General features: G+C 69.9%; 18 protein-coding genes and 4 tRNA genes. 7 read left to right on the top strand and 15 right to left on the bottom strand.

Features of this window, described 5'->3' with window-relative positions:
* The 12 genes from ACW5DW_RS13615 to ACW5DW_RS13560 form a co-directional block, all read right to left on the bottom strand.
* Positions 1–493: GTP-binding protein (locus ACW5DW_RS13615; protein WP_457019569.1), on the bottom strand; the 493-nt coding region annotated here is incomplete at its 3' end.
* Positions 494–581: 88 nt separating this feature from the next.
* Positions 582–657 (bottom strand) — tRNA-Thr (locus ACW5DW_RS13610).
* A gap of 32 nt (positions 658–689) precedes the next feature.
* Positions 690–763: transfer RNA gene (locus tag ACW5DW_RS13605), tRNA-Gly, on the bottom strand.
* Positions 764–798: 35 nt separating this feature from the next.
* Positions 799–884, bottom strand: a tRNA-Tyr gene (locus tag ACW5DW_RS13600).
* Between the two features lie 135 nt (positions 885–1,019).
* Positions 1,020–2,111, bottom strand: a complete 1,092-nt coding sequence (ychF, locus tag ACW5DW_RS13595) for a redox-regulated ATPase YchF (RefSeq protein ID WP_457019568.1) — start codon at positions 2,109–2,111, stop codon at positions 1,020–1,022.
* A 149-nt stretch (positions 2,112–2,260) separates the two neighbouring features.
* Entirely contained in the window at positions 2,261–2,845 is a 585-nt protein-coding gene (gene pth / locus ACW5DW_RS13590) for an aminoacyl-tRNA hydrolase (protein ID WP_457019566.1), read from the bottom strand.
* A gap of 122 nt (positions 2,846–2,967) precedes the next feature.
* Positions 2,968–3,624 (bottom strand): 50S ribosomal protein L25/general stress protein Ctc, encoded by a 657-nt coding sequence (locus tag ACW5DW_RS13585; RefSeq protein WP_457019565.1) that lies wholly within the window; start codon positions 3,622–3,624, stop codon positions 2,968–2,970.
* A gap of 79 nt (positions 3,625–3,703) precedes the next feature.
* Positions 3,704–4,663: a ribose-phosphate diphosphokinase gene (locus ACW5DW_RS13580; RefSeq protein ID WP_457019564.1), complete on the bottom strand. Its 960-nt coding sequence runs from the start codon at positions 4,661–4,663 to the stop codon at positions 3,704–3,706.
* Positions 4,664–4,790: 127 nt separating this feature from the next.
* A tRNA-Gln gene (locus ACW5DW_RS13575) sits at positions 4,791–4,866 on the bottom strand.
* Positions 4,865–5,740 (bottom strand): 4-(cytidine 5'-diphospho)-2-C-methyl-D-erythritol kinase, encoded by an 876-nt coding sequence (ispE, locus tag ACW5DW_RS13570; protein WP_457019563.1) that lies wholly within the window; start codon positions 5,738–5,740, stop codon positions 4,865–4,867. The genes ACW5DW_RS13575 and ispE overlap by 2 nt, the downstream gene beginning before the upstream one ends.
* A gap of 4 nt (positions 5,741–5,744) precedes the next feature.
* On the bottom strand, positions 5,745–6,731 hold the full coding sequence (gene lolB, locus ACW5DW_RS13565) for a lipoprotein insertase outer membrane protein LolB (protein ID WP_457019562.1): 987 nt from the start codon (positions 6,729–6,731) through the stop codon (positions 5,745–5,747).
* Positions 6,728–8,407 carry a tetratricopeptide repeat protein gene (locus ACW5DW_RS13560; protein ID WP_457019561.1) on the bottom strand — a complete coding sequence of 560 codons (1,680 nt, stop codon included), beginning with the start codon at positions 8,405–8,407 and terminating at the stop codon, positions 6,728–6,730. Before ACW5DW_RS13560 ends, lolB begins: the two co-directional genes overlap by 4 nt.
* 99 nt (positions 8,408–8,506) lie before the next feature.
* On the opposite strand from ACW5DW_RS13560, the gene hemA reads away from it, so the two are divergent.
* From hemA to ACW5DW_RS13525, 7 genes are read left to right on the top strand one after another with little or no spacing between them, the layout of a single operon-like run.
* The gene (gene hemA / locus ACW5DW_RS13555) at positions 8,507–9,802 is read left to right on the top strand and encodes a glutamyl-tRNA reductase (RefSeq protein ID WP_457019560.1); all 1,296 of its coding nucleotides are present in this window, start codon (positions 8,507–8,509) and stop codon (positions 9,800–9,802) included.
* Positions 9,780–10,865 carry a peptide chain release factor 1 gene (prfA, locus tag ACW5DW_RS13550; RefSeq protein ID WP_457019559.1) on the top strand — a complete coding sequence of 362 codons (1,086 nt, stop codon included), beginning with the start codon at positions 9,780–9,782 and terminating at the stop codon, positions 10,863–10,865. The genes hemA and prfA overlap by 23 nt, the downstream gene beginning before the upstream one ends.
* Positions 10,866–10,868: 3 nt before the next feature.
* Entirely contained in the window at positions 10,869–11,315 is a 447-nt protein-coding gene (locus ACW5DW_RS13545; protein ID WP_457019558.1) for an N-acetyltransferase family protein, read from the top strand.
* 34 nt (positions 11,316–11,349) lie between these two features.
* Positions 11,350–13,071: an O-linked N-acetylglucosamine transferase, SPINDLY family protein gene (locus ACW5DW_RS13540; RefSeq protein ID WP_457019557.1), complete on the top strand. Its 1,722-nt coding sequence runs from the start codon at positions 11,350–11,352 to the stop codon at positions 13,069–13,071.
* A 34-nt stretch (positions 13,072–13,105) separates the two neighbouring features.
* Positions 13,106–13,630: a molybdenum cofactor biosynthesis protein B gene (gene moaB, locus ACW5DW_RS13535; protein WP_457019556.1), complete on the top strand. Its 525-nt coding sequence runs from the start codon at positions 13,106–13,108 to the stop codon at positions 13,628–13,630.
* Positions 13,627–14,424 (top strand): polyphosphate kinase 2, encoded by a 798-nt coding sequence (ppk2, locus tag ACW5DW_RS13530; RefSeq protein WP_457019554.1) that lies wholly within the window; start codon positions 13,627–13,629, stop codon positions 14,422–14,424. The genes moaB and ppk2 overlap by 4 nt, the downstream gene beginning before the upstream one ends.
* Before the next feature lie 3 nt (positions 14,425–14,427).
* Entirely contained in the window at positions 14,428–14,871 is a 444-nt protein-coding gene (locus ACW5DW_RS13525; protein ID WP_457019552.1) for a hypothetical protein, read from the top strand.
* Positions 14,872–15,101: 230 nt separating this feature from the next.
* Here the strand turns inward: ACW5DW_RS13525 and ACW5DW_RS13520 are convergent, their stop codons facing one another.
* From ACW5DW_RS13520 to ACW5DW_RS13510, 3 genes are read right to left on the bottom strand one after another with little or no spacing between them, the layout of a single operon-like run.
* Positions 15,102–15,368, bottom strand: a complete 267-nt coding sequence (locus ACW5DW_RS13520) for an acylphosphatase (RefSeq protein WP_457019551.1) — start codon at positions 15,366–15,368, stop codon at positions 15,102–15,104.
* Positions 15,368–15,994: a TlpA family protein disulfide reductase gene (locus tag ACW5DW_RS13515; RefSeq protein WP_457019550.1), complete on the bottom strand. Its 627-nt coding sequence runs from the start codon at positions 15,992–15,994 to the stop codon at positions 15,368–15,370. The genes ACW5DW_RS13520 and ACW5DW_RS13515 overlap by 1 nt, the downstream gene beginning before the upstream one ends.
* Complete coding sequence (locus ACW5DW_RS13510) at positions 15,991–17,265, bottom strand: YihY family inner membrane protein (protein WP_457019548.1); 1,275 nt, start codon at positions 17,263–17,265, stop codon at positions 15,991–15,993. The genes ACW5DW_RS13515 and ACW5DW_RS13510 overlap by 4 nt, the downstream gene beginning before the upstream one ends.
* Between the last annotated feature and the right edge of the window lie 70 nt (positions 17,266–17,335).

Genomic DNA, 17,335 nt, shown 5'->3' with positions numbered 1-17,335 from the left:
CCGGGAACTCGTACTTGGACAGAAGCTCGCGCACTTCCATCTCCACCAGCTCCAGCAGCTCGGCGTCGTCCACCATGTCCGCCTTGTTCAGGTAGACCACGATGTACGGCACGCCCACCTGACGCGCCAGCAGGATGTGCTCGCGCGTCTGCGGCATCGGGCCGTCAGCGGCCGAGCACACCAGGATCGCGCCGTCCATCTGCGCCGCACCGGTGATCATGTTCTTCACGTAGTCGGCGTGCCCGGGGCAGTCGACGTGCGCGTAGTGGCGGTTCGCGCTCTCGTACTCGACGTGCGAGGTCGAGATCGTGATGCCGCGCGCCTTCTCTTCCGGCGCCATGTCGATCTGGTCGTAGGCGCGGAACTCGCCGCCGAAACGCTCCGCACCGATCTTCGTCAGCGCCGCCGTCAGCGTCGTCTTGCCGTGGTCCACGTGACCAATCGTGCCCACGTTCACGTGGGGCTTGGTGCGCTCGAACTTACCCTTTGCCATGACTGTGACTCTCGCTGACGGTTGTGACTGCTGGTGGTGGACGTCCCGGCTGGGGGGAGCCGGACGCTTGCGGGAAGACCCGCCTGAATGGTGCTCACGAAAGGAATCGAACCTTCGACCTCCTCCTTACCAAGGAGGTGCTCTACCGACTGAGCTACGTGAGCGCTGGAACTGGTTTGCGTGTCGCAAGGTGCAATGGAGCGGGAGACGGGGATCGAACCCGCACCATCAGCTTGGAAGGCTGAGGTTCTACCATTGAACTACTCCCGCGCCGCGCGGTTGCCTGGATTTTACCGATTGATGACTGGTGGAGGGAGGTGGATTCGAACCACCGAAGGCGTAAGCCAGCAGATTTACAGTCTGCCCCCGTTGGCCGCTTGGGTATCCCTCCGGTCATCGAAGAGCCGGTGAAACAGCCCGTTATTTTGGAGGTCGGGGACGGGCATGTCAACGCATTCCGGAAGCGGGTACCGAAATCGCCCGCCACGGTACCCGACGCCCACCCGCCCGGCACCCAGGCCAGGACTCAGACGTTGAACCGGAAATGCAGGATATCGCCCTCCTGGACCCGGTATTCCTTGCCCTCCAGGCGCAGTCGACCGGCGTCCCGCGCGCCCGACTCGCCGCGGTAGCGGATGAAATCGTCGTAAGCCATGGTTTCTGCGCGGATGAAGCCCTTCTCGAAATCGGTATGGATCACTGCGGCGGCCTGGGGCGCGGTGGCGCCCGCCTTCACCGTCCATGCGCGGACCTCCTTCACGCCAGCGGTGAAGTACGTCTGCAGGCCGAGCAGCCGGTAGGCCGCGCGGATCACCCGGTTCAATCCCGGCTCCTCCAGGCCATAGCTGGACAGCATCTCGTCGCGGTCGGCGTCCTCGAGCTGGCTGAGCTCCTCCTCGATCGCGGCCGAAACCGGCACCACCTCGGCGCCCTCCCCGGCCGCGCGTGCGCGCACCGCGTCCAGGTGCGGATTGCCCTCGAAACCGTCCTCGAGCACGTTGGCGATGTACAACACCGGCTTCATGGTCAGCAGGAACAACTCGCGCACCAGCACCCGCTCCTCGTCGTCCAGCGACACCGAGCGCGCCGGCTTGCCGTCATCGAGCGCGGTGCGCAGCTTCTGCAGGATCTCGATGCGGGCCTTGGCGTCCTTGTCGCCGCTCTTGGCCACGCGCTCGTAGCGCGCGATCGACTTGTCCACCGACTCCAGGTCGGCCAGCGCCAGCTCGGTGTCGATGGTGTCGATGTCGGCGAGCGGGTCGACCCGATTGTTGACGTGGATGACGTCGGGATTCTCGAAGCAGCGCACCACGTGTGCGATCGCATCGACCTCGCGGATGTGCGCCAGGAACTTGTTGCCCAGGCCCTCGCCGCTGGCAGCGCCGGCGACCAGTCCGGCGATGTCGACGAACTCCACCGCCGTCGGCACCACCCTCTCTGGCTTGACGATTTCCGCCAGCGCGCCCAGCCGCGGGTCCGGCACCGGCACCACGCCCAGGTTCGGTTCGATCGTGCAGAAGGGGAAATTGGCCGCGGCGATGCCCGCCTTGGTCAGCGCATTGAAAAGGGTCGACTTGCCCACGTTCGGCAGGCCGACGATGCCACATTGGATGCCCATGTCTTGATCCGTCAGTCGGCGGTTGCGCCGCCTGTAAGGGGTTGAGTCAGTCGGCGGTTGCACCGTCTGTCAGGGGGTAAGGGTGTGACCGAGAGCGTCTGACGGCTACCCGCGCCACAGGCGCGGCTGACAGCGAGCACGCGAGCCACTCACTGCGGCGCCACCGTGTGCAGCCGCTTCATCGCCTCGTTGAAGTCGCCCTGGACCGCCAGCGGCAGCACGTCGATGGCGTCGTCGACGGCGCGGTTGATCATGATGTCGTCGCCGCTTCCAGGCCGGCCCAGTACCCAGGACACCACGCGGTCCTTGTGGCCAGGGTGGCCGATACCGACGCGCAGGCGGTGGAAACGTCCGTGGCCAAGCAGCTTCATGGTGTCGCGCAGGCCGTTCTGGCCGCCATGGCCACCGTCGAACTTGAGCCGGGCCACGCCGGGCGGCAGGTCCAGCTCGTCGTGCGCCAGCAGCGCCTGTTCGGGCTCGATCTTCCAGTAGCGCAGCGCCGCGGTCACCGATTTGCCGCTGAGGTTCATGAAGGTCGCCGGCCGCAGCAGCCAGACCGGGCGCCCGTCAATATCGATCTTCGCCGCCTCACCGAACAGCCTGGCCTCCAGGCCAAACCGCGCACCCGCCCGCTCGGCGAGCGCGTCGACGAAGCGGAACCCGGCGTTGTGCCGGGTCCGCGCATGTTCCGGCCCCGGGTTGCCGAGGCCGACGATGAGTCGCAATCCTTCCATCGTGACGTATCCGGGCCGCAAGGCAGGACCCGACTGCAGGACCGGCGGGCGCGCAACGCGCTGCGCCGATCCTGGACGGGATCCCTCGCCTGCGGCTCGGGATGACCTTCGCTACGCGAAGGTCACTTGTCGTCGCCGGCCTTGGTGGCAGGCACGTCGCCGCCTTCACCGTCTTCGCCCTCTTCTTCAGCCGGCTCCTCGCGGCCAAGCTTGGCGATCACGACGGCGTCGTCATGGTCCTTGCCAACCTTGAGCTGCGGGATTTCCACGCCTTCGGGCAGCTTGAGGTCGGACAGGTAGATGATGTCGCCGAGCTTCAGCTCCGACAGGTCGACTTCGATCATCTCGGGCAGGGCGGACGGCAGGCACTCGACCGCGACTTCCTTCAGCTCGTGGGTCACCACCACGTCGGCGGACTTGCCGGCGGGCGAGGTGTCCTCGTTGGTGAAGTGCAGCGGCACCGAGGTACGCAGCAGTTCCTTCTCGTTCACGCGCTGGAAGTCCAGGTGCATGATCAGCTGCTTGTACGGGTGGCGCTGGATGTCGCGCAGCAGCACCCGCTGGATGTCGCCGCCCAGGCTCAGGTCGAGGATCGACGAATAGAACCAGTCGTTCTGGCTGGCCAGCCACACCGGCTCGTGGTCGAGCTGGATGCTGACCGGATCGTTGTCGCCACCGTAGACGATGGCCGGGATCTTGCCCGCGTGGCGAAGGCGGCGGCTCGCACCCTTACCTTCGTCTGCGCGGCGCTCGACCTTCATTTGATGTGTCGTTGCCATGTTTGCTTCTCTTGTTTACGTAGGATTACCGCCTCGCGGCGGTTGGAAACGCTCACCCGCGACCAGGTGAGCGGCAGTGTCAGTCCAGGTAGAGCGAACTGACGGATTCTCCGAAGGCGATCCGGCGGATCGTCTCGGCCAGCATCTCGGCGACGCTGAGCTGGCGGATGCGGCCACAGGCGCGGGCCGCTTCAGCCAACGGGATGGTATCGGTCACCACCAGTTCGTCCAGCTGCGAACGGGTGATGTTGTCGATCGCCGCGCCCGAGAGCACCGGATGGGTGCAGTAGGCGACGACCTTCTCGGCACCGCTGGACTTGAGCGCGCCGGCTGCGGCACACAGGGTGCCGGCGGTGTCGACGATGTCGTCGACCAGCACGCAGGTCTTGCCGGCGACGTCGCCGATGATGTTCATCACCGTGGCGACATTGGCCTTCGGGCGGCGCTTGTCGATGATCGCGAGGTCCGCGTCGTCCAGGCGCTTGGCCAGCGCGCGGGCGCGGACCACGCCGCCGACGTCGGGTGAGACCACCACCATGTTGTCGGTGCCGTGCGCGCGCCAGATATCGGCCAGCAGCAGCGGCGAGGCGTAGACGTTGTCGACCGGGATATCGAAGAAGCCCTGGATCTGGTCGGCGTGCAGGTCGACCGTCAGCACGCCGTCGGCGCCGGCGGCGGTGAACATCTTTGCCACCAGCTTGGCGGTGATCGGCACGCGCGAGGAGCGCATGCGCCGGTCCTGCCGCGCATAGCCGAAGTACGGCACCACCGCGGTCACCGAGGAGGCCGAGGCGCGCTTGAGCGCGTCGATCAGCGCCAGCAGCTCCATCAGGTGCTCGGCCGAGGGTGCGGAGGTCGGCTGGATGACGAACACGTCCTGCCGCCGCACGTTCTCCTCGATCTCGACCTGCGCCTCGCCGTCGGAGAACGTCGAAACCTGCGCCCTGCCCTGCCGCACCCCGAGCTCGCGACACACCGACTGCGCCAGCGGTCTGTTCGCGTTGCCCGAGAAGATCAACAGGTTCCGATCCTCTCTCATCTCGACTACTCCGCTTCGCTCTGACCTTGCGGTGGTTCCATGATTCGCAATCACGGCGGCGATGGAAAAGCGGAGCGTGCCGCTCCCGCGTTTCGACCAACCAGCCTGATCACTCCTCGATGGCATATGGCAGGGGCGGAAGGATTCGAACCTACGCATGCCAGGATCAAAACCTGGTGCCTTAACCGCTTGGCGACGCCCCTATTGTGTTCTTGCTTCCAGCGCATCCAGCAGCGGCGAACGCACAACGCCGGCCGCCACCCAGGCACGAAGGCCCGATGGCAACGCGGCGAGCGCGGCTTCGGCGGATTCGCGCGTGGCGAACTCGACGAAACAGCCGCTGCCCGAGCCGGTCAACCGCGGCGTGCCGATCCGCGCCAGCGCAACGAACGCCGCCTCGACGGCGGGTTCGCGGCGGCGCAGCACCGGCTCGAACGCATTGCCGAGCCCAGCTCCCGAAACGAAGTCCGATATTGTCGCGGGTGCAGCATTTCGCGTCAATTCAGGCGCTTGGAACAGGACAGCCGTGTTCACGTGCACGCCCGGATCGACCAGCACGTACCAGGCCGGCGGCAGCTGGACCGGGGTCAGCAGTTCGCCCACCCCTTCGGCCCAGGCGTGATGGCCACGGACAAACACCGGCACGTCGGCACCGAGTGTCAGCCCCAGGGCAGCGAGCTCATCGGTATCGAAACCCACATCCCAGAGCTGGTTCAGCGCACGCAGGACGGTGGCGGCGTCCGACGATCCCCCGCCGAACCCGGCGCCGGCGGGAATGCGCTTTTCGATGCAGATATCGACACCTTGCGCGATCTTGCCGGATTTTTGGAGCAAGTTGGCAGCCAGAATGCCCAAATCGTCGGCTTCCGCGACCCCACTCACGGAGATGCCGACACGGCGTATCACGCCGTCGGCGCGAGGCCGCAGGCGGACCGTGTCGCCCCAGTCGAGGATCCGGAACACGGTCTGCAGCTCGTGATAGCCATCGGCCCGGCGCCGGGGAATGTGCAGGAACAGGTTCAGCTTGGCCGGCGCCGGCCAGGACGACCAGCCATCGCCGTCGGAACGCGAGAGCATGCCCTCAGTCCGCCGACGCGGCGTCGCCAGCGTCCGCACGCGCCCGAAACCAGGCCGCGAGTGCGCGGTTGTAGGTCTCTGCATAGGCCTGGGCCTGCAGCTTCAGCGCCATGTGCCGGTCGCCGATGATGGCATCGCCGCTGCCGTCGATGATCCGCATCTCCACGCCCTGCGCGACCGCCGCGCCTTCGGGCCCGAAGCCGGGCGCGAGGCAGGCAAAGCCGCAGACCGCCACCGGACGCAGGTCGCCGGCGGCGGCCCGCTCGCGCATGTCGGCGCCGGCATCGTCCAGACGCAGGGTCTGCAGCGTCCGCGCAAGCGCCTGGTCCGGGGAATCCGTGCCGGCATCCCCGGGAGGCGGGACTGCGCCCGGCACCAAGGTCCAGCTGTCGACGATCAGCCGCACCCGCGCATCGTCGCGCGTCGCTTCGATCCGCCGCGGCAGCGCCGGCTGGCCGGGGCCGGCCTCGTACCAGTCCCGGTATTCGACCTGCCATCCGGCCTGCCCGATCAGCGCAGGCAGGTTGCCGGCGCCGTGGCTGACCTTCGCCGGTCCGTATGCGGCCTCGGGCGCGACCACGGCGCGGGCCCAGTCGACCATCGCCCGGACCGGGACCTCCCAGCCGGTGGCGGCGCGCAGCAGGTCCTCGACATCCGCGCTTTCGCGGGGTCCGCCCTCGATGCCCTCGAGCCGGGCCGAGGCCGCGTCCCCGCTGAGGCGCCAGCCCTGGCGCGTCACCGGCGCGGACAGGGTGATGTCGTAGCGGTCACCGCGCTGGGTCCAGTCGATGCGGCCACTGCCGCCCTGGCGGCCACCGGAAATCGCGACCCGACCCGACAGGTTCCAGTCGGCGAGCGCGGCGCGGTGGGCAGCGGACTGCCGTGCCTGCTGCGGATCGACCGGCACCGGCGTGCGCACCGGCTGCGAGGCGCAGGCCGAGAGCAACAGCGCCGCGATCACGGCCGCGGCGTGGATGCGCAAATGGGTCATGCCCCGGTGTTCTCCAGCGCGCGCTGCAGCGAGCGGTTGTCCGGATCGAGCCGGCGCGCGTCGTCGAAGTAGCGTCGCGCCTCGTCGCGGCGGCCGAGCTTCCACAGCACCTCGGCGATGTGGGCGGCGATTTCGGCATCCTTCTGCAGGCTGTAGGCACGGCGCAGCTCGACCAGCGCCTCGTCCAGACGCCCCAGCCGGTAGAGCACCCAGCCGTAGCTGTCGACGATCGCGGCGTTGCCCGGCTCGGCCACGCGGGCGCGGTCGATCAGCTCCAGCGCCTCGGCGTAGCGATCGGTGCGGTCGGCCAGGGTGTAGCCCAACGCGTTGAGTGCGGCGACGTTTTCCGGTTCGGCCACCAGGATCCGGCGCAGGTCGGCCTCGGCACGGCCGATGTCGTCGCGGCGCTCCCACATCAGCGCGCGGGCGTAGAGCAGCGAGGGTTCGTCCGGCCAGTCGCCCAGGCCGCGTGCGTAGGCCTCGTTCTCGGCCTCGAAGTCCTGGTCCTTGGCGTGCAGCTCGCCTTCGAGCAGGTAGGCCGCGCGGCGTGCGTTCTCGTCGATCGCGGCGTCCACCTGCAGGCGCCGGAGCGCGGCGAAGGCCTCGTCCCGACGCTCCAGTTCGTGCAGCACGTTGGCCGCGCGCAGCCGCGCCTGCAGCCGCGGCTCGCCGCCGGGCACGCTGTCGTACCAGTCCAGCGCCTCGGCATCGCGATCCAGGAATTCGGCCACCTGGCCAAGCAGCAGGCGCTGCTGCGGGTCGGGATTGGCGGCATCACGGCGCAGCTCGTCGTACAGCGCCGCGAGCGTCTCCTTGTCGTCCGCACGCGCCAGCAGCGAGGCGCGCAGCGCGTAGCTGCGGCGGTCCTGCGGGCCCTGGGCCAGCACCTGTTCGGCGGCCGCGGGATCGCCGAGGGCATCGTATTCGGCCGCCATCGCCAGGCGCAGCTCGGGCACGATGGCCATCGCGTCGCGAGCCCCGGCCAGCGCATCACGCGCACCGTCCAGATCGCCGGACTCGCGCAGCAGGGACGCCCGCAGCAGGGCGATGCGCGGCTCGCCGGGGAAGCGCTCGACGATGCGCTCGACCACGTCGCGGGCCAGTTCGCCCTGCTCCAGCCGCTGCGCCAGGTCACCGAACGCCAGCCAGGCCTGCAGCTGGTCCGGCACGGCACCGGCGGCGAACAGGCGTCGCATGATCCGTCCGGAGACCTCGGGATCGCGCGGCCCGGTGGCGATCACCAACAGCGCATGGCGCCAGCCGGCCGGATCGGGCTCGGCAATCAGCGCGCGCAGCTTGCGCAAGGCCGCGCGCTCGCGCCCCTGGCGCAAGGCCAGGGTCGCCTCGGCGGCGTGCATCGCCAGCGAACCGGGCGCGCGTTCGCTCCACAGCGCCAGCGCGCGGGCGCCAAGCCGGTCGTCCTTGCCCAGCAGGGCAATGCGCGTGGCGCGCTCGGCCAGCCCCGCTTCGCCCTCGCCGGCGGCGCGGGCGGCGTCCAGGTACCAGGCTGCGGCCTCGTCCAGGCGCCCGGCCTGCAGTGCGAATTCGCCGGCCATGGTCGCGCCGAGCACGTCCTCGCGCAGCGGCGCGTCAACCGCGCTGGCGGGCGCCAGCGGCAGCGCCAGAAGCAGGCAGAACAGGGTGATCCGGCGGGCGAATTTCGGAAAAGCGGGCATCGACGTCGGCCGGGCCTTAAAATGATGTCCTGACGACCCGGAAGCTTATCGCAAGCGCCTGAACGGCAAAACGCCGGACGGGCCGCCAGCCAGCACGCAATGACCCTGTACGCCCTCGGCATCAACCACCAGACCGCACCGGTCGCCCTGCGCGAACGCGTCGCCTTCGCCGACAGCGCGGTTCCCGCCGCGCTCGCCGAACTGCGCGCGTTGCCGGGCGTGCGCGAAGTGGCGCTGCTGTCGACCTGCAACCGCACCGAGCTGTACGCGTCGGCGGACGACGATCAGGTGCTCGCCGACTGGCTGGGCTCGCATCCGGGGGAAGGCGACGACGACGCGGATCCGGGGCAGGCCCTGCATGCCTACCTGTACCGGCGTTCGGGCGACGAAGCCGCGCGACACCTGTTCCGCGTCGCCTGCGGCCTGGATTCGATGGTGCTGGGTGAGCCGCAGATCCTCGGGCAGGTGAAGCAGGCCTGGTCGATGGCGCGCGCGTCCAGCGCAATCGGCGGCGAGCTCGACCGCCTGTTCCAGCACGCCTTCGTCACCGCCAAGCGCGCGCGCACCGAAACCCGCATCGGCTCCAGCCCGGTGTCGGTCGCCTCGCTCGCCGTGCGCCTCGCGCAGGAGTCCTTCGCCCGGCCGGACGATTCGGTGGTGCTGCTGATCGGTGCCGGCGAGACCATCGAACTGACCGCGCGCCACCTCACCCAGGCACGGGTGAAGCGGCTGCTGATCGCCAACCGCACCTATCGCCACGCCCAGGAGCTGGCCGAACGCCATGGCGCGGTCGCGCTGCCGCTGGATGAGCTCGAACGCCACCTGTTCCTGGCCGACGTGGTGTTCTCGGCCACCGCCAGCCAGTCGCCGATCCTCACCCGTCCGCAGGTCGCGCAGGCGCTGGCGCTGCGCAAGCGGCGGCCGATGCTGCTGATGGACCTGGCGGTGCCGCGCGACATCGAGCCTGACGTTGCCGAGCTCGAGGACGCCTTCCTCTACACCGTCGACGACCTCGACCGCGTGGTCGAGCAGAACCGCCGCAGCCGCGGCGACGCCGCCCAGCAGGCCGAGACCATCGTCGACCTGCAGGTCGGGCGCTATGCCCAGGCGCTGGCGCTGGGCGCACGCAACGAGCCGCTCAAGCGCCTGCGCGCGCATGGCGAGGCCGCAAGGGTCGAGCTGGTCGCCCGCGCGCGCCAGCAGATCGCCGCCGGCCAGGATCCCGGCGCCGTGATCGACCAACTCGCCCACACGCTGACCAATCGCCTGCTGCACGTACCCACCGCGGCGATGCGCGACGCCGCCGCACGCGGCAACCTCGACCTGCTGCGCGCCTTCGAACCCCTGCTGCGGCCTGTCCCGCGCGACGACGATGCTGCCGACCCTGCGCCGTAAGCTCGAAGCGCTGGCCGAACGCCGCGACGAACTGGAACGCCTGCTCTCGGATCCCGGGGTGGCCGGCGACCAGACCCGCTTTCGGGCGCTGTCGCGCGAGTTCTCGCAGCTTGCGCCGCTCGCGGCCGCCCTGGCCGACGAGGGCCGCGCACGCGCCGACCTGGCCGCAGCCGAGGCCATGCGCGTCGATGCCGAACTGCGCGATCTGGCCGAAGAAGAGATCACCGCTGCGCAGGCGCGCCTGGTCGCGCTCGACGACACGCTGATGGCGCTGCTGGTGCCGCGCGACGCGCGCGACGATGGCGGCCTGTACCTGGAGATCCGTGCCGGCACCGGTGGCGACGAAGCGGCGATCTTCGCCGGCGACCTGCTGCGCATGTACACCCGTTACGCCGAGCGTCAGGGCTGGCGGGTGGAGGTCGAATCGGCCAGCCCGGGCGAGCACGGCGGCTTCCGCGAGGTGATCGCGCGCGTCGACGGCGAAGGCGCCTACGCCAGGCTCAAGTTCGAATCGGGCGCCCACCGCGTGCAGCGCGTGCCGGAAACCGAATCGCAGGGCCGCATCCACACCTCGGCCGCGACCGTGGCGATCATCCCGGTGGAGGAGGAAGGCGAGCCGATCGAGATCAATCCGGTCGACCTGCGTGTGGATACGTTCCGCTCCTCCGGCGCCGGCGGCCAGCACGTCAACAAGACCGACTCGGCGATCCGCATCACCCACCTGCCCAGCGGCGTGGTGGTGGAGTCGCAGACCGAGCGCAGCCAGCACGCCAACCGCGACAAGGCGATGAAGCGCCTGCGCGCCACCCTGGCCGATGCCGAGGCCGAGCGCCGCGCCGCCGCCACCGCCGCCAACCGCAAGCTGCAGGTCGGCAGCGGCGACCGCAGCCAGCGCATCCGCACCTACAACTACCCGCAGGGCCGGATCACCGACCACCGCGTCGAAGGCCTGACCCTGTACGACCTGCCGAACGTGCTGGAGGGCAACGTCGACGCACTGGTCGATCGCCTCTCGCGCGAGCATCAGGCCGATGAACTGGCGCGGCTGACCCATGGAACCTGATCGATGAGCAATACCGTCACCCACGCGCAGCCTGCCGACCTCGACGCGCTCGCGACCCTGTTCGACGCCTACCGCCAGTTCTACGGCCAGCCACCCGATGTCGCCGCCGCGCGTGACTGGCTGCGCAACCGCCTGCGCTTCGGCGAATCCAGGGTGCTGCTGGCGCACCGCGACGGCGTGCCCGCCGGCTTCGCCCAGCTCTATCCGATGTTCTCGTCGCTGCGGATGGCGCGCATCTGGATCCTCAACGACCTGTTCGTGCTGGCGGCCACGCGGCGGCAGGGCGTCGCACGCAGCCTGCTGGATGCCGCGGCCGCGTTCGCGCGCGAGGACGGCGCCGCGGGGATCCAGCTGGAAACCACGCAAGACAACGCCGCCGCACGTGCCACCTACCGCGCCGCCGGCTGGCAGGAGGATGCGACGCAGTGGTATTCGCTGTCGTTCACCTGACCTCTCCGGCCGGCGACACCGGGATCGCCGGTCGATGAACGACCAGGGCGGCGTCGGGTCCTTTCCCGGCGGGCGCGACCCGCGCGCCCAGGCCCGCGAGGCGGTGCAGCGCGACCCGCGCAACGCCTTCGCCTGGATCCTGCTTGCCGATGCCGAGATCGAGGCCGGCGCAGCGCAGGCCTGCATCGATGCCGCACAGCGCGCGCTGCAGCTGGCCCCCGGTCACCCTGAGGCGCTGGCGCGACTGGGGCGTGCACAGTGGATGCTCGGCCGCATCCAGGACGCCGTAGCCAGCCTGCGCGCGGCCGCGCGCAATGCGCCCGCGCATCCGGGCATCGCAGTGTGGCTGGCGCACATACTCGAGGACGCGGGCGACGCGGAAGGCGCCAACGACACCTATGCCCACGCCCATGCGCTGGCCCCCGCATCGCCGGAGATCGCCGCCTATCTGCTGGCCTGGCGACGCCGGCTGTGCGACTGGCGCGGACTCGATGCGCTGTCGGCGCAGGTGCGCGCCGCCGTCGCCGCCGGACGCGCGGCGGTCGAGCCTTTCGCCTTCCTGAGCGAGGACACCAGTGCCGCCGAACAGCTGCAATGCGCGCGCCTGCGCGCCAGTGCGATCGCCGCAGCGGTCCGGCCGTTGCCACCACCGCCGCCACGCGCGGCCGGACCGCTACGACTGGGCTTCATGTCCAACGGCTTCGGCGCGCATCCCACGGGCCTGCTGACGGTCGCCTTCCTCGAGGCCCTGCGCACCCAACCCGGTATCGAGACGCACCTGTTCGCGTTGGCGCGCGACGACGGCAGCCCGATTGCAAAGCGATTGCGCGCGTCGGCGCACTGGCACGACGTGGCAAACCTGCGCCACGTGGAAGCGGCGGCGCGTATCCGGGCGGCCGGCATCGACGTGCTGTTCGACCTGCGCGGCTGGGGCGGCGGCGGCCGCCCCGAGGTGCTGGCACTGCGGCCGGCCAAGGTGCAGGTCGGCTGGCTTGCCTACCCCGGCACCAGCGGCGCGCCCTGGCTCGACCATGTCATCGCCGACCGCTTCGTGCTGCCCGAAGCGCTGGTGCCGCACTTCTCCGAGCGCGTGGCCTGGCTGCCGCGCTGCTTCCAGCCTTCCGACACGACCCGTGCGCTGCCGGCGCCGCCGGCGCGCAGCCAGTGCGGGTTGCCGGATGGGACAACCGTGCTGTGCTGCTTCAACAACAGCTACAAGCTCAATCCCGCCAGCTTCGCGCGGCTACTCTCGGTTTTGCGGGGAGCGCCGGACAGCGTGCTGTGGCTGCTGTCGGGCCCGGGCCGCGCCGATCAACGCCTGCGCGAAGCGGCGATGGCACAGGGGCTGGATCCGGCGCGCCTGGTGTTCATGGCCAAGCAACCGCACGAGGCCTACCTGGCGCGGCTGCAGCTGGCCGACCTGTTCCTCGACACCAATCCCTACAACGCGCACACCACGGCCTCCGACGCACTGTGGGCCGGGTGCCCGGTGCTGACGCGGCCCGGCGCGACCTTTGCCTCGCGCGTGGCCGGCAGCCTCAACCACCACCTCGGCCTCGACGCGATGAACGTCGCCAGCAACGAGGCCTTCATCGCAACTGCCGTGCGCCTGGCGCACAACGCCGACGAACGCGCCGCGCTGCGCGAGCGGCTGGCCCGCGCCCGCCGGGTGTCGGGTGTGTTCGACATGGCTGGATTCGCGCGCGACTTCGCGGCACTGGCGCTACGCCTGGCCGATGGCGCGCCGGCCGCGTGATCCGGCACGCCCGCGCTTGCGGTAGGCTTTCGCCATGACCGCCATCAACGACAGGATCCCGCTCGCGCTGTGCGTGCTGACGGTGTCCGATTCACGCACGCTGGCCGAGGACGGGTCGGGCGAATACCTGGCCGCCTCGCTGCAGGCCGAGGGCCACCGACTGCACGAGCGCGCGCTGCTGCCGGACGATCGCTACGCGATGCGTGCGCTGGTGTCGAAGTGGATCGCCGACCCGGCCGTGGACGGCATCCTGGTCACCGGCGGCACCGGCTTCACCGGCCGTGATTCCACGCCCGAGGCGCTGCTGCCGCTGCTGGACAAGCAAATGCCCGGATTCGGCGAGCTGTTCCGCGCGATCTCGTTCGAGGAGATCGGCACCTCCTCGCTGCAGTCACGCGCGTTCGCTGGCCTGGCCAACTCGACCTTCCTGTTCGCCCTGCCCGGCTCGACCTCGGCCTGCCGCACGGCCTGGGGAAAGATCATCCGCAGCCAGCTCGATGCGCGCACCCGGCCCTGCAACCTGGCCACGCTGAGGCCGCGGCTGGCGGAGACCACGTGAGCGGGCCGGACGCCGGCCCCGAACCGCTCAAACGCAAACCCTACGAGGCCGCGCTCGAACCGATGCAGCACGTGCTGGTGGCGATGGCGCGATGGGTGCAGTACAGCGGGCAGCGGCTGGTGGTGGTGCTTGAGGGCCGCGACACCGCGGGCAAGGGCGGCACGATCGGCGCCATCGCCGAGCGCCTGAACCCGCGCCAGTGCCGGATCGCCGCGTTGCCCAAGCCCACCGAGCGCGAATCCGCGCAGTGGTATTTCCAGCGCTACGTGCCGCACCTGCCGGCGGCCGGCGAGATCGTGCTGTTCGACCGCAGCTGGTACAACCGCGCCGGCGTGGAGAAGGTGATGGGCTACGCGAGCGAGGCGCAGGTGCAGGCGTTCCTCGCGCAGGCGCCGGTGTTCGAAAAGCAGTTGGTCGACGATGGCATCCTGCTGTTCAAGTACTGGCTGTGCTGCGACCAGGCGCGGCAGGAAGAGCGTTTCCAGGAGCGGCTGGACGATCCGCTCAAGCGCTGGAAGCTGTCGCCGGTCGACCTGGCCGCGCGCACGCGCTACGCCGACTACACCCGGGCGCGCGAGGAGATGCTGGCGGTCACGCATACCGCGCATGCGCCGTGGACCCTGGTCGACTTCAACGACCAGCGGCGCGGGCGGCTGACGCTGATCCGCGACCTGCTCGACCGGCTGCCCGAGAGCTGCGTGCCGCCGTCCGCAATTGAACTGCCAGCGCTGCCGGGCCAGCCACTGCAGGAACGCTACGGCGTGCTCGCCCCACTGGCGCCGTTCGAGGCCTGAACGATGCGCGCGATGCTCCTGGCCGCGTTCTGCGTGCTTGCCCCTGCTGCCCGTGCGCAGGGCGCGGACCAGGGCGACGCAGCCGGTGGTATCGGCAAGAGCCAGGCCACCGACCTGGCACCGGTGCGCGTGGTGGGAAGGCGCCAGCCCGTCGATCCATTCGCGTTCCGCAACCCGGTCGAGGCCGAAGCCACGGTGTTCAGCCGCAGCTGGGACGAGCCGCCGAGCATGGAGGAAATCGGGATGCGCGGCGGCATCGTGCAGATCGGCATCAACAAGGGCCTGGAGCTGACCGCAAAAGGCATCCGCAAGCTGCCCGGCTGGCAGAACCAGATCGTCGACGCGGAAGCGCGGCCGCCACCGCTGGACCAGGCGCAGCTCGAGCGCGCGATCCGGCTGCACGAAGAGCGCGCACCGCCGCGCACCGGCCAGGAGCCTCCCCGGTAGGCGCCGTCGGACTCATGACCGTCGCCCAGACCGCCCCGGCGGCCGGGTGGGCGCGCGGAAGCGACGGGAGCGCCCATCGCTTTCATTTCGACCGGAGAACGCTGTCATTTCGACCGCAGGGAGAAATCCCGTCCGGCCGCGGGGGACGCAGATTTACCGGCTTCGCCGTTGTAAAGCACTTCTCCCTGCGGTCGAGTGACAATCGCCACCTTGCCCCGGAGGCCGCGTGATCAGAGAACGGCGAAGCCGTCCGGGCACTGTCCGGCATGCGTGAAACGCCCCACCGCCGACACCCGGGCCGCTGGCGGCCCGTCCTCCAGCCATCGCGCCAGTGCCTCGATCGCCTGCGCTTCGCCGACGGCGAGTACTTCGACGCGGCCGTCATCGAGGTTGCGCGCATGCCCAGCCAACTGCAGGCGCAGCGCCTGCTCGCGCGTCGAGGCGCGAAAATACACCCCCTGCACGCGCCCGCTGACCAGGAAGCGTGCCGCCGCCATCAGGCCGGATCCGGCTCCGCGGCCGACAGCGTGTCGAGCTTGGGCCCGCCGCTGACCTCGATCGCGGTCTCGATCTCCTTCGCCGTGACCGGGCCCAGGAACTGGCGCGCGACCTTGCCGTCGGGCGCGATCAGGTAGGTCATTGGCAGGCCGCGCGGGGTTTCGAAGTCGGCCGGCGGCTCGTACACGTCGATGATCGCGATCGGGTACGCCACCGGGTGCTCGGTCAGGAACGACTGCATGGCCGGCACGTCGATCTCCTCGTAGGCCAGACCGACCACGCTGATGTGTTCGCGCATGGTGTGCAACGCGGAGAGCTCCGGCATTTCCTTCAGGCAGGGCGAGCACCAGGTCGCCCAGAAGTTGACCACCACCCACTGGCCGCGGAGCTCGGCCAGGTCGTACTGGCTGCCGTCGATGGTGGTGACGTTGAGACCCGGCTGGTCCGGGCGCTCGGGTTCGGTGCTGTCGCCGGCGGCGGGATCGGGCTGCGCCACGTCGGGTGCGGTCAGCGCAGGAGTGCCGTCCGCAGGTTCCGATGCGGCATCGGTCGGCGCGTCGGATGCCGGCCGGCAGGCGGTCAGCAGCAGTGCTAGGAGGATGGCGGCAAAGGCGACGCGATTCATGCGGAATTCCCGGCAGATGGGTAGACGTGGGCGACGTTGCGCTTGAGGAGGTTGCGCATCGGCAGGCGGAGCTCGTCGAGCGCCGCGATCGCAGCGGTGCCAAGCGCATCGTCGCGGCACGGCAGCCAGGCTTCGGAGACCGGTACACGCAGCTGACAGGCCTCGTAGAGGTCGGCCATGGTCAGCGTGTCGAGGTCGCGCGCCAGCAGCCATTCGCCGGTTTCGGCGCGCTGCAGCAGCTGGATCTCGGTCAGTTGACACAGGAACTGCTGCAGCTGGCTGTCGGTCAGCATCGGCTCGAGGTCGAGCATCTGTTCGGTATGCAGCCCGCGGCCCTCGCTGCGCGCTTGGGTGAAGCGGCCGAGCAGGCGCAACAGCCCGTACACCTCGTAGCCTTCCGGCAGGCGCATCGCGGCCGGCTGGTAGCGGAAGGCAGAGACCGCCGAGGCGAACGAGGCACCCAGCAGCACCGCCACCCAGCCCAGGTAGATCCAGATCATCAGGATCGGCAGCGCCGCCAGCGCGCCGTACAGGCGCTGGTAGGTGGTGAACATGCCGAGGTACACGCCCAGGCCCCACTTCACCAGCTCCAGCAGGAAAGTCGCCAGCAACGCGCCCGCGAAGGCGTGGCGCAGCGCCACCGAGCGGTGCGGCACCACGCGGTAGAGCGCGGTGACCAGCAGCAGTTCGATCGTGAACGGCGCCAGCCGCAGCGCGAAGCCCGAAAGCACCTGCCCCTCGCTGGTGCTGAACACGGGCAGCGCGAACACCCAGGCCGACATCGCCAGCGAGGCCGCGGCCAGCAGCGCGCCGAGCGTGAGCACCGTCCAGTACACGAGGAAGCGGCCCAGCTGCGGCCGCGACGAAGGCACGCGCCAGATCTGGTTGAAGGTCGCCTCGACGCTGTTGAGCGTGATCAGCAGCGAGGCGATCAGGCCGATCGCACCGGCCACGGTGAGCGTGGTGGCGTCGCTTACCAGGCGCAGCAGGGTTTCCTTGACGGTGCTGGCCGCGCTGGGCACGAAGTTGGAGAAAATGTACTCGGTGAGCTGGTCGCGCCATTCGCCGAACATCGGGAAGGCCGAGAGCACGCCCAGCACCACGATCGCCAACGGCACCAGCGCGAAGATCGTGGTGTAGGCCAGCGCGGCCGCGGCCTGGAACAGTCGGTCGTCGAGGAAGCGCCGCGCCAGGAAACGCGCGAACGTGCCCACGCGCTCACGGTCGCGCACGCGGTGGATCCAGTGTTCGAGCGTTGCCAGCGATTGCATCGACGCAGCGTAGCAAAGCCGCGCCCGCCGGTGAGCCATGCGGCAAAGCCTGTCAGAATTGCCGGCCTGT

Source organism: Luteimonas sp. A482 (assembly GCF_054072655.1).
Note: the sequence above shows the minus strand (reverse complement) of the source record. Positions and strands in the feature narration are given on the sequence as shown.

What these genes read in the sequence shown, in the direction of transcription:
- ychF (WP_457019568.1), bottom strand. Translation starts at nt 2,111, where the DNA reads ATGGGCATCCAATGTGGCATCGTCGGCCTGCCGAACGTGGGCAAGTCG.
- pth (WP_457019566.1), bottom strand. Translation starts at nt 2,845, where the DNA reads ATGGAAGGATTGCGACTCATCGTCGGCCTCGGCAACCCGGGGCCGGAA.
- ACW5DW_RS13585 (WP_457019565.1), bottom strand. Translation starts at nt 3,624, where the DNA reads ATGGCAACGACACATCAAATGAAGGTCGAGCGCCGCGCAGACGAAGGT.
- ACW5DW_RS13580 (WP_457019564.1), bottom strand. Translation starts at nt 4,663, where the DNA reads ATGAGAGAGGATCGGAACCTGTTGATCTTCTCGGGCAACGCGAACAGA.
- ispE (WP_457019563.1), bottom strand. Translation starts at nt 5,740, where the DNA reads ATGCTCTCGCGTTCCGACGGCGATGGCTGGTCGTCCTGGCCGGCGCCG.
- lolB (WP_457019562.1), bottom strand. Translation starts at nt 6,731, where the DNA reads ATGACCCATTTGCGCATCCACGCCGCGGCCGTGATCGCGGCGCTGTTG.
- ACW5DW_RS13560 (WP_457019561.1), bottom strand. Translation starts at nt 8,407, where the DNA reads ATGCCCGCTTTTCCGAAATTCGCCCGCCGGATCACCCTGTTCTGCCTG.
- hemA (WP_457019560.1), top strand. Translation starts at nt 8,507, where the DNA reads ATGACCCTGTACGCCCTCGGCATCAACCACCAGACCGCACCGGTCGCC.
- prfA (WP_457019559.1), top strand. Translation starts at nt 9,780, where the DNA reads ATGCTGCCGACCCTGCGCCGTAAGCTCGAAGCGCTGGCCGAACGCCGC.
- ACW5DW_RS13545 (WP_457019558.1), top strand. Translation starts at nt 10,869, where the DNA reads ATGAGCAATACCGTCACCCACGCGCAGCCTGCCGACCTCGACGCGCTC.
- ACW5DW_RS13540 (WP_457019557.1), top strand. Translation starts at nt 11,350, where the DNA reads ATGAACGACCAGGGCGGCGTCGGGTCCTTTCCCGGCGGGCGCGACCCG.
- moaB (WP_457019556.1), top strand. Translation starts at nt 13,106, where the DNA reads ATGACCGCCATCAACGACAGGATCCCGCTCGCGCTGTGCGTGCTGACG.
- ACW5DW_RS13525 (WP_457019552.1), top strand. Translation starts at nt 14,428, where the DNA reads ATGCGCGCGATGCTCCTGGCCGCGTTCTGCGTGCTTGCCCCTGCTGCC.
- ACW5DW_RS13520 (WP_457019551.1), bottom strand. Translation starts at nt 15,368, where the DNA reads ATGGCGGCGGCACGCTTCCTGGTCAGCGGGCGCGTGCAGGGGGTGTAT.
- ACW5DW_RS13515 (WP_457019550.1), bottom strand. Translation starts at nt 15,994, where the DNA reads ATGAATCGCGTCGCCTTTGCCGCCATCCTCCTAGCACTGCTGCTGACC.
- ACW5DW_RS13510 (WP_457019548.1), bottom strand. Translation starts at nt 17,265, where the DNA reads ATGCAATCGCTGGCAACGCTCGAACACTGGATCCACCGCGTGCGCGAC.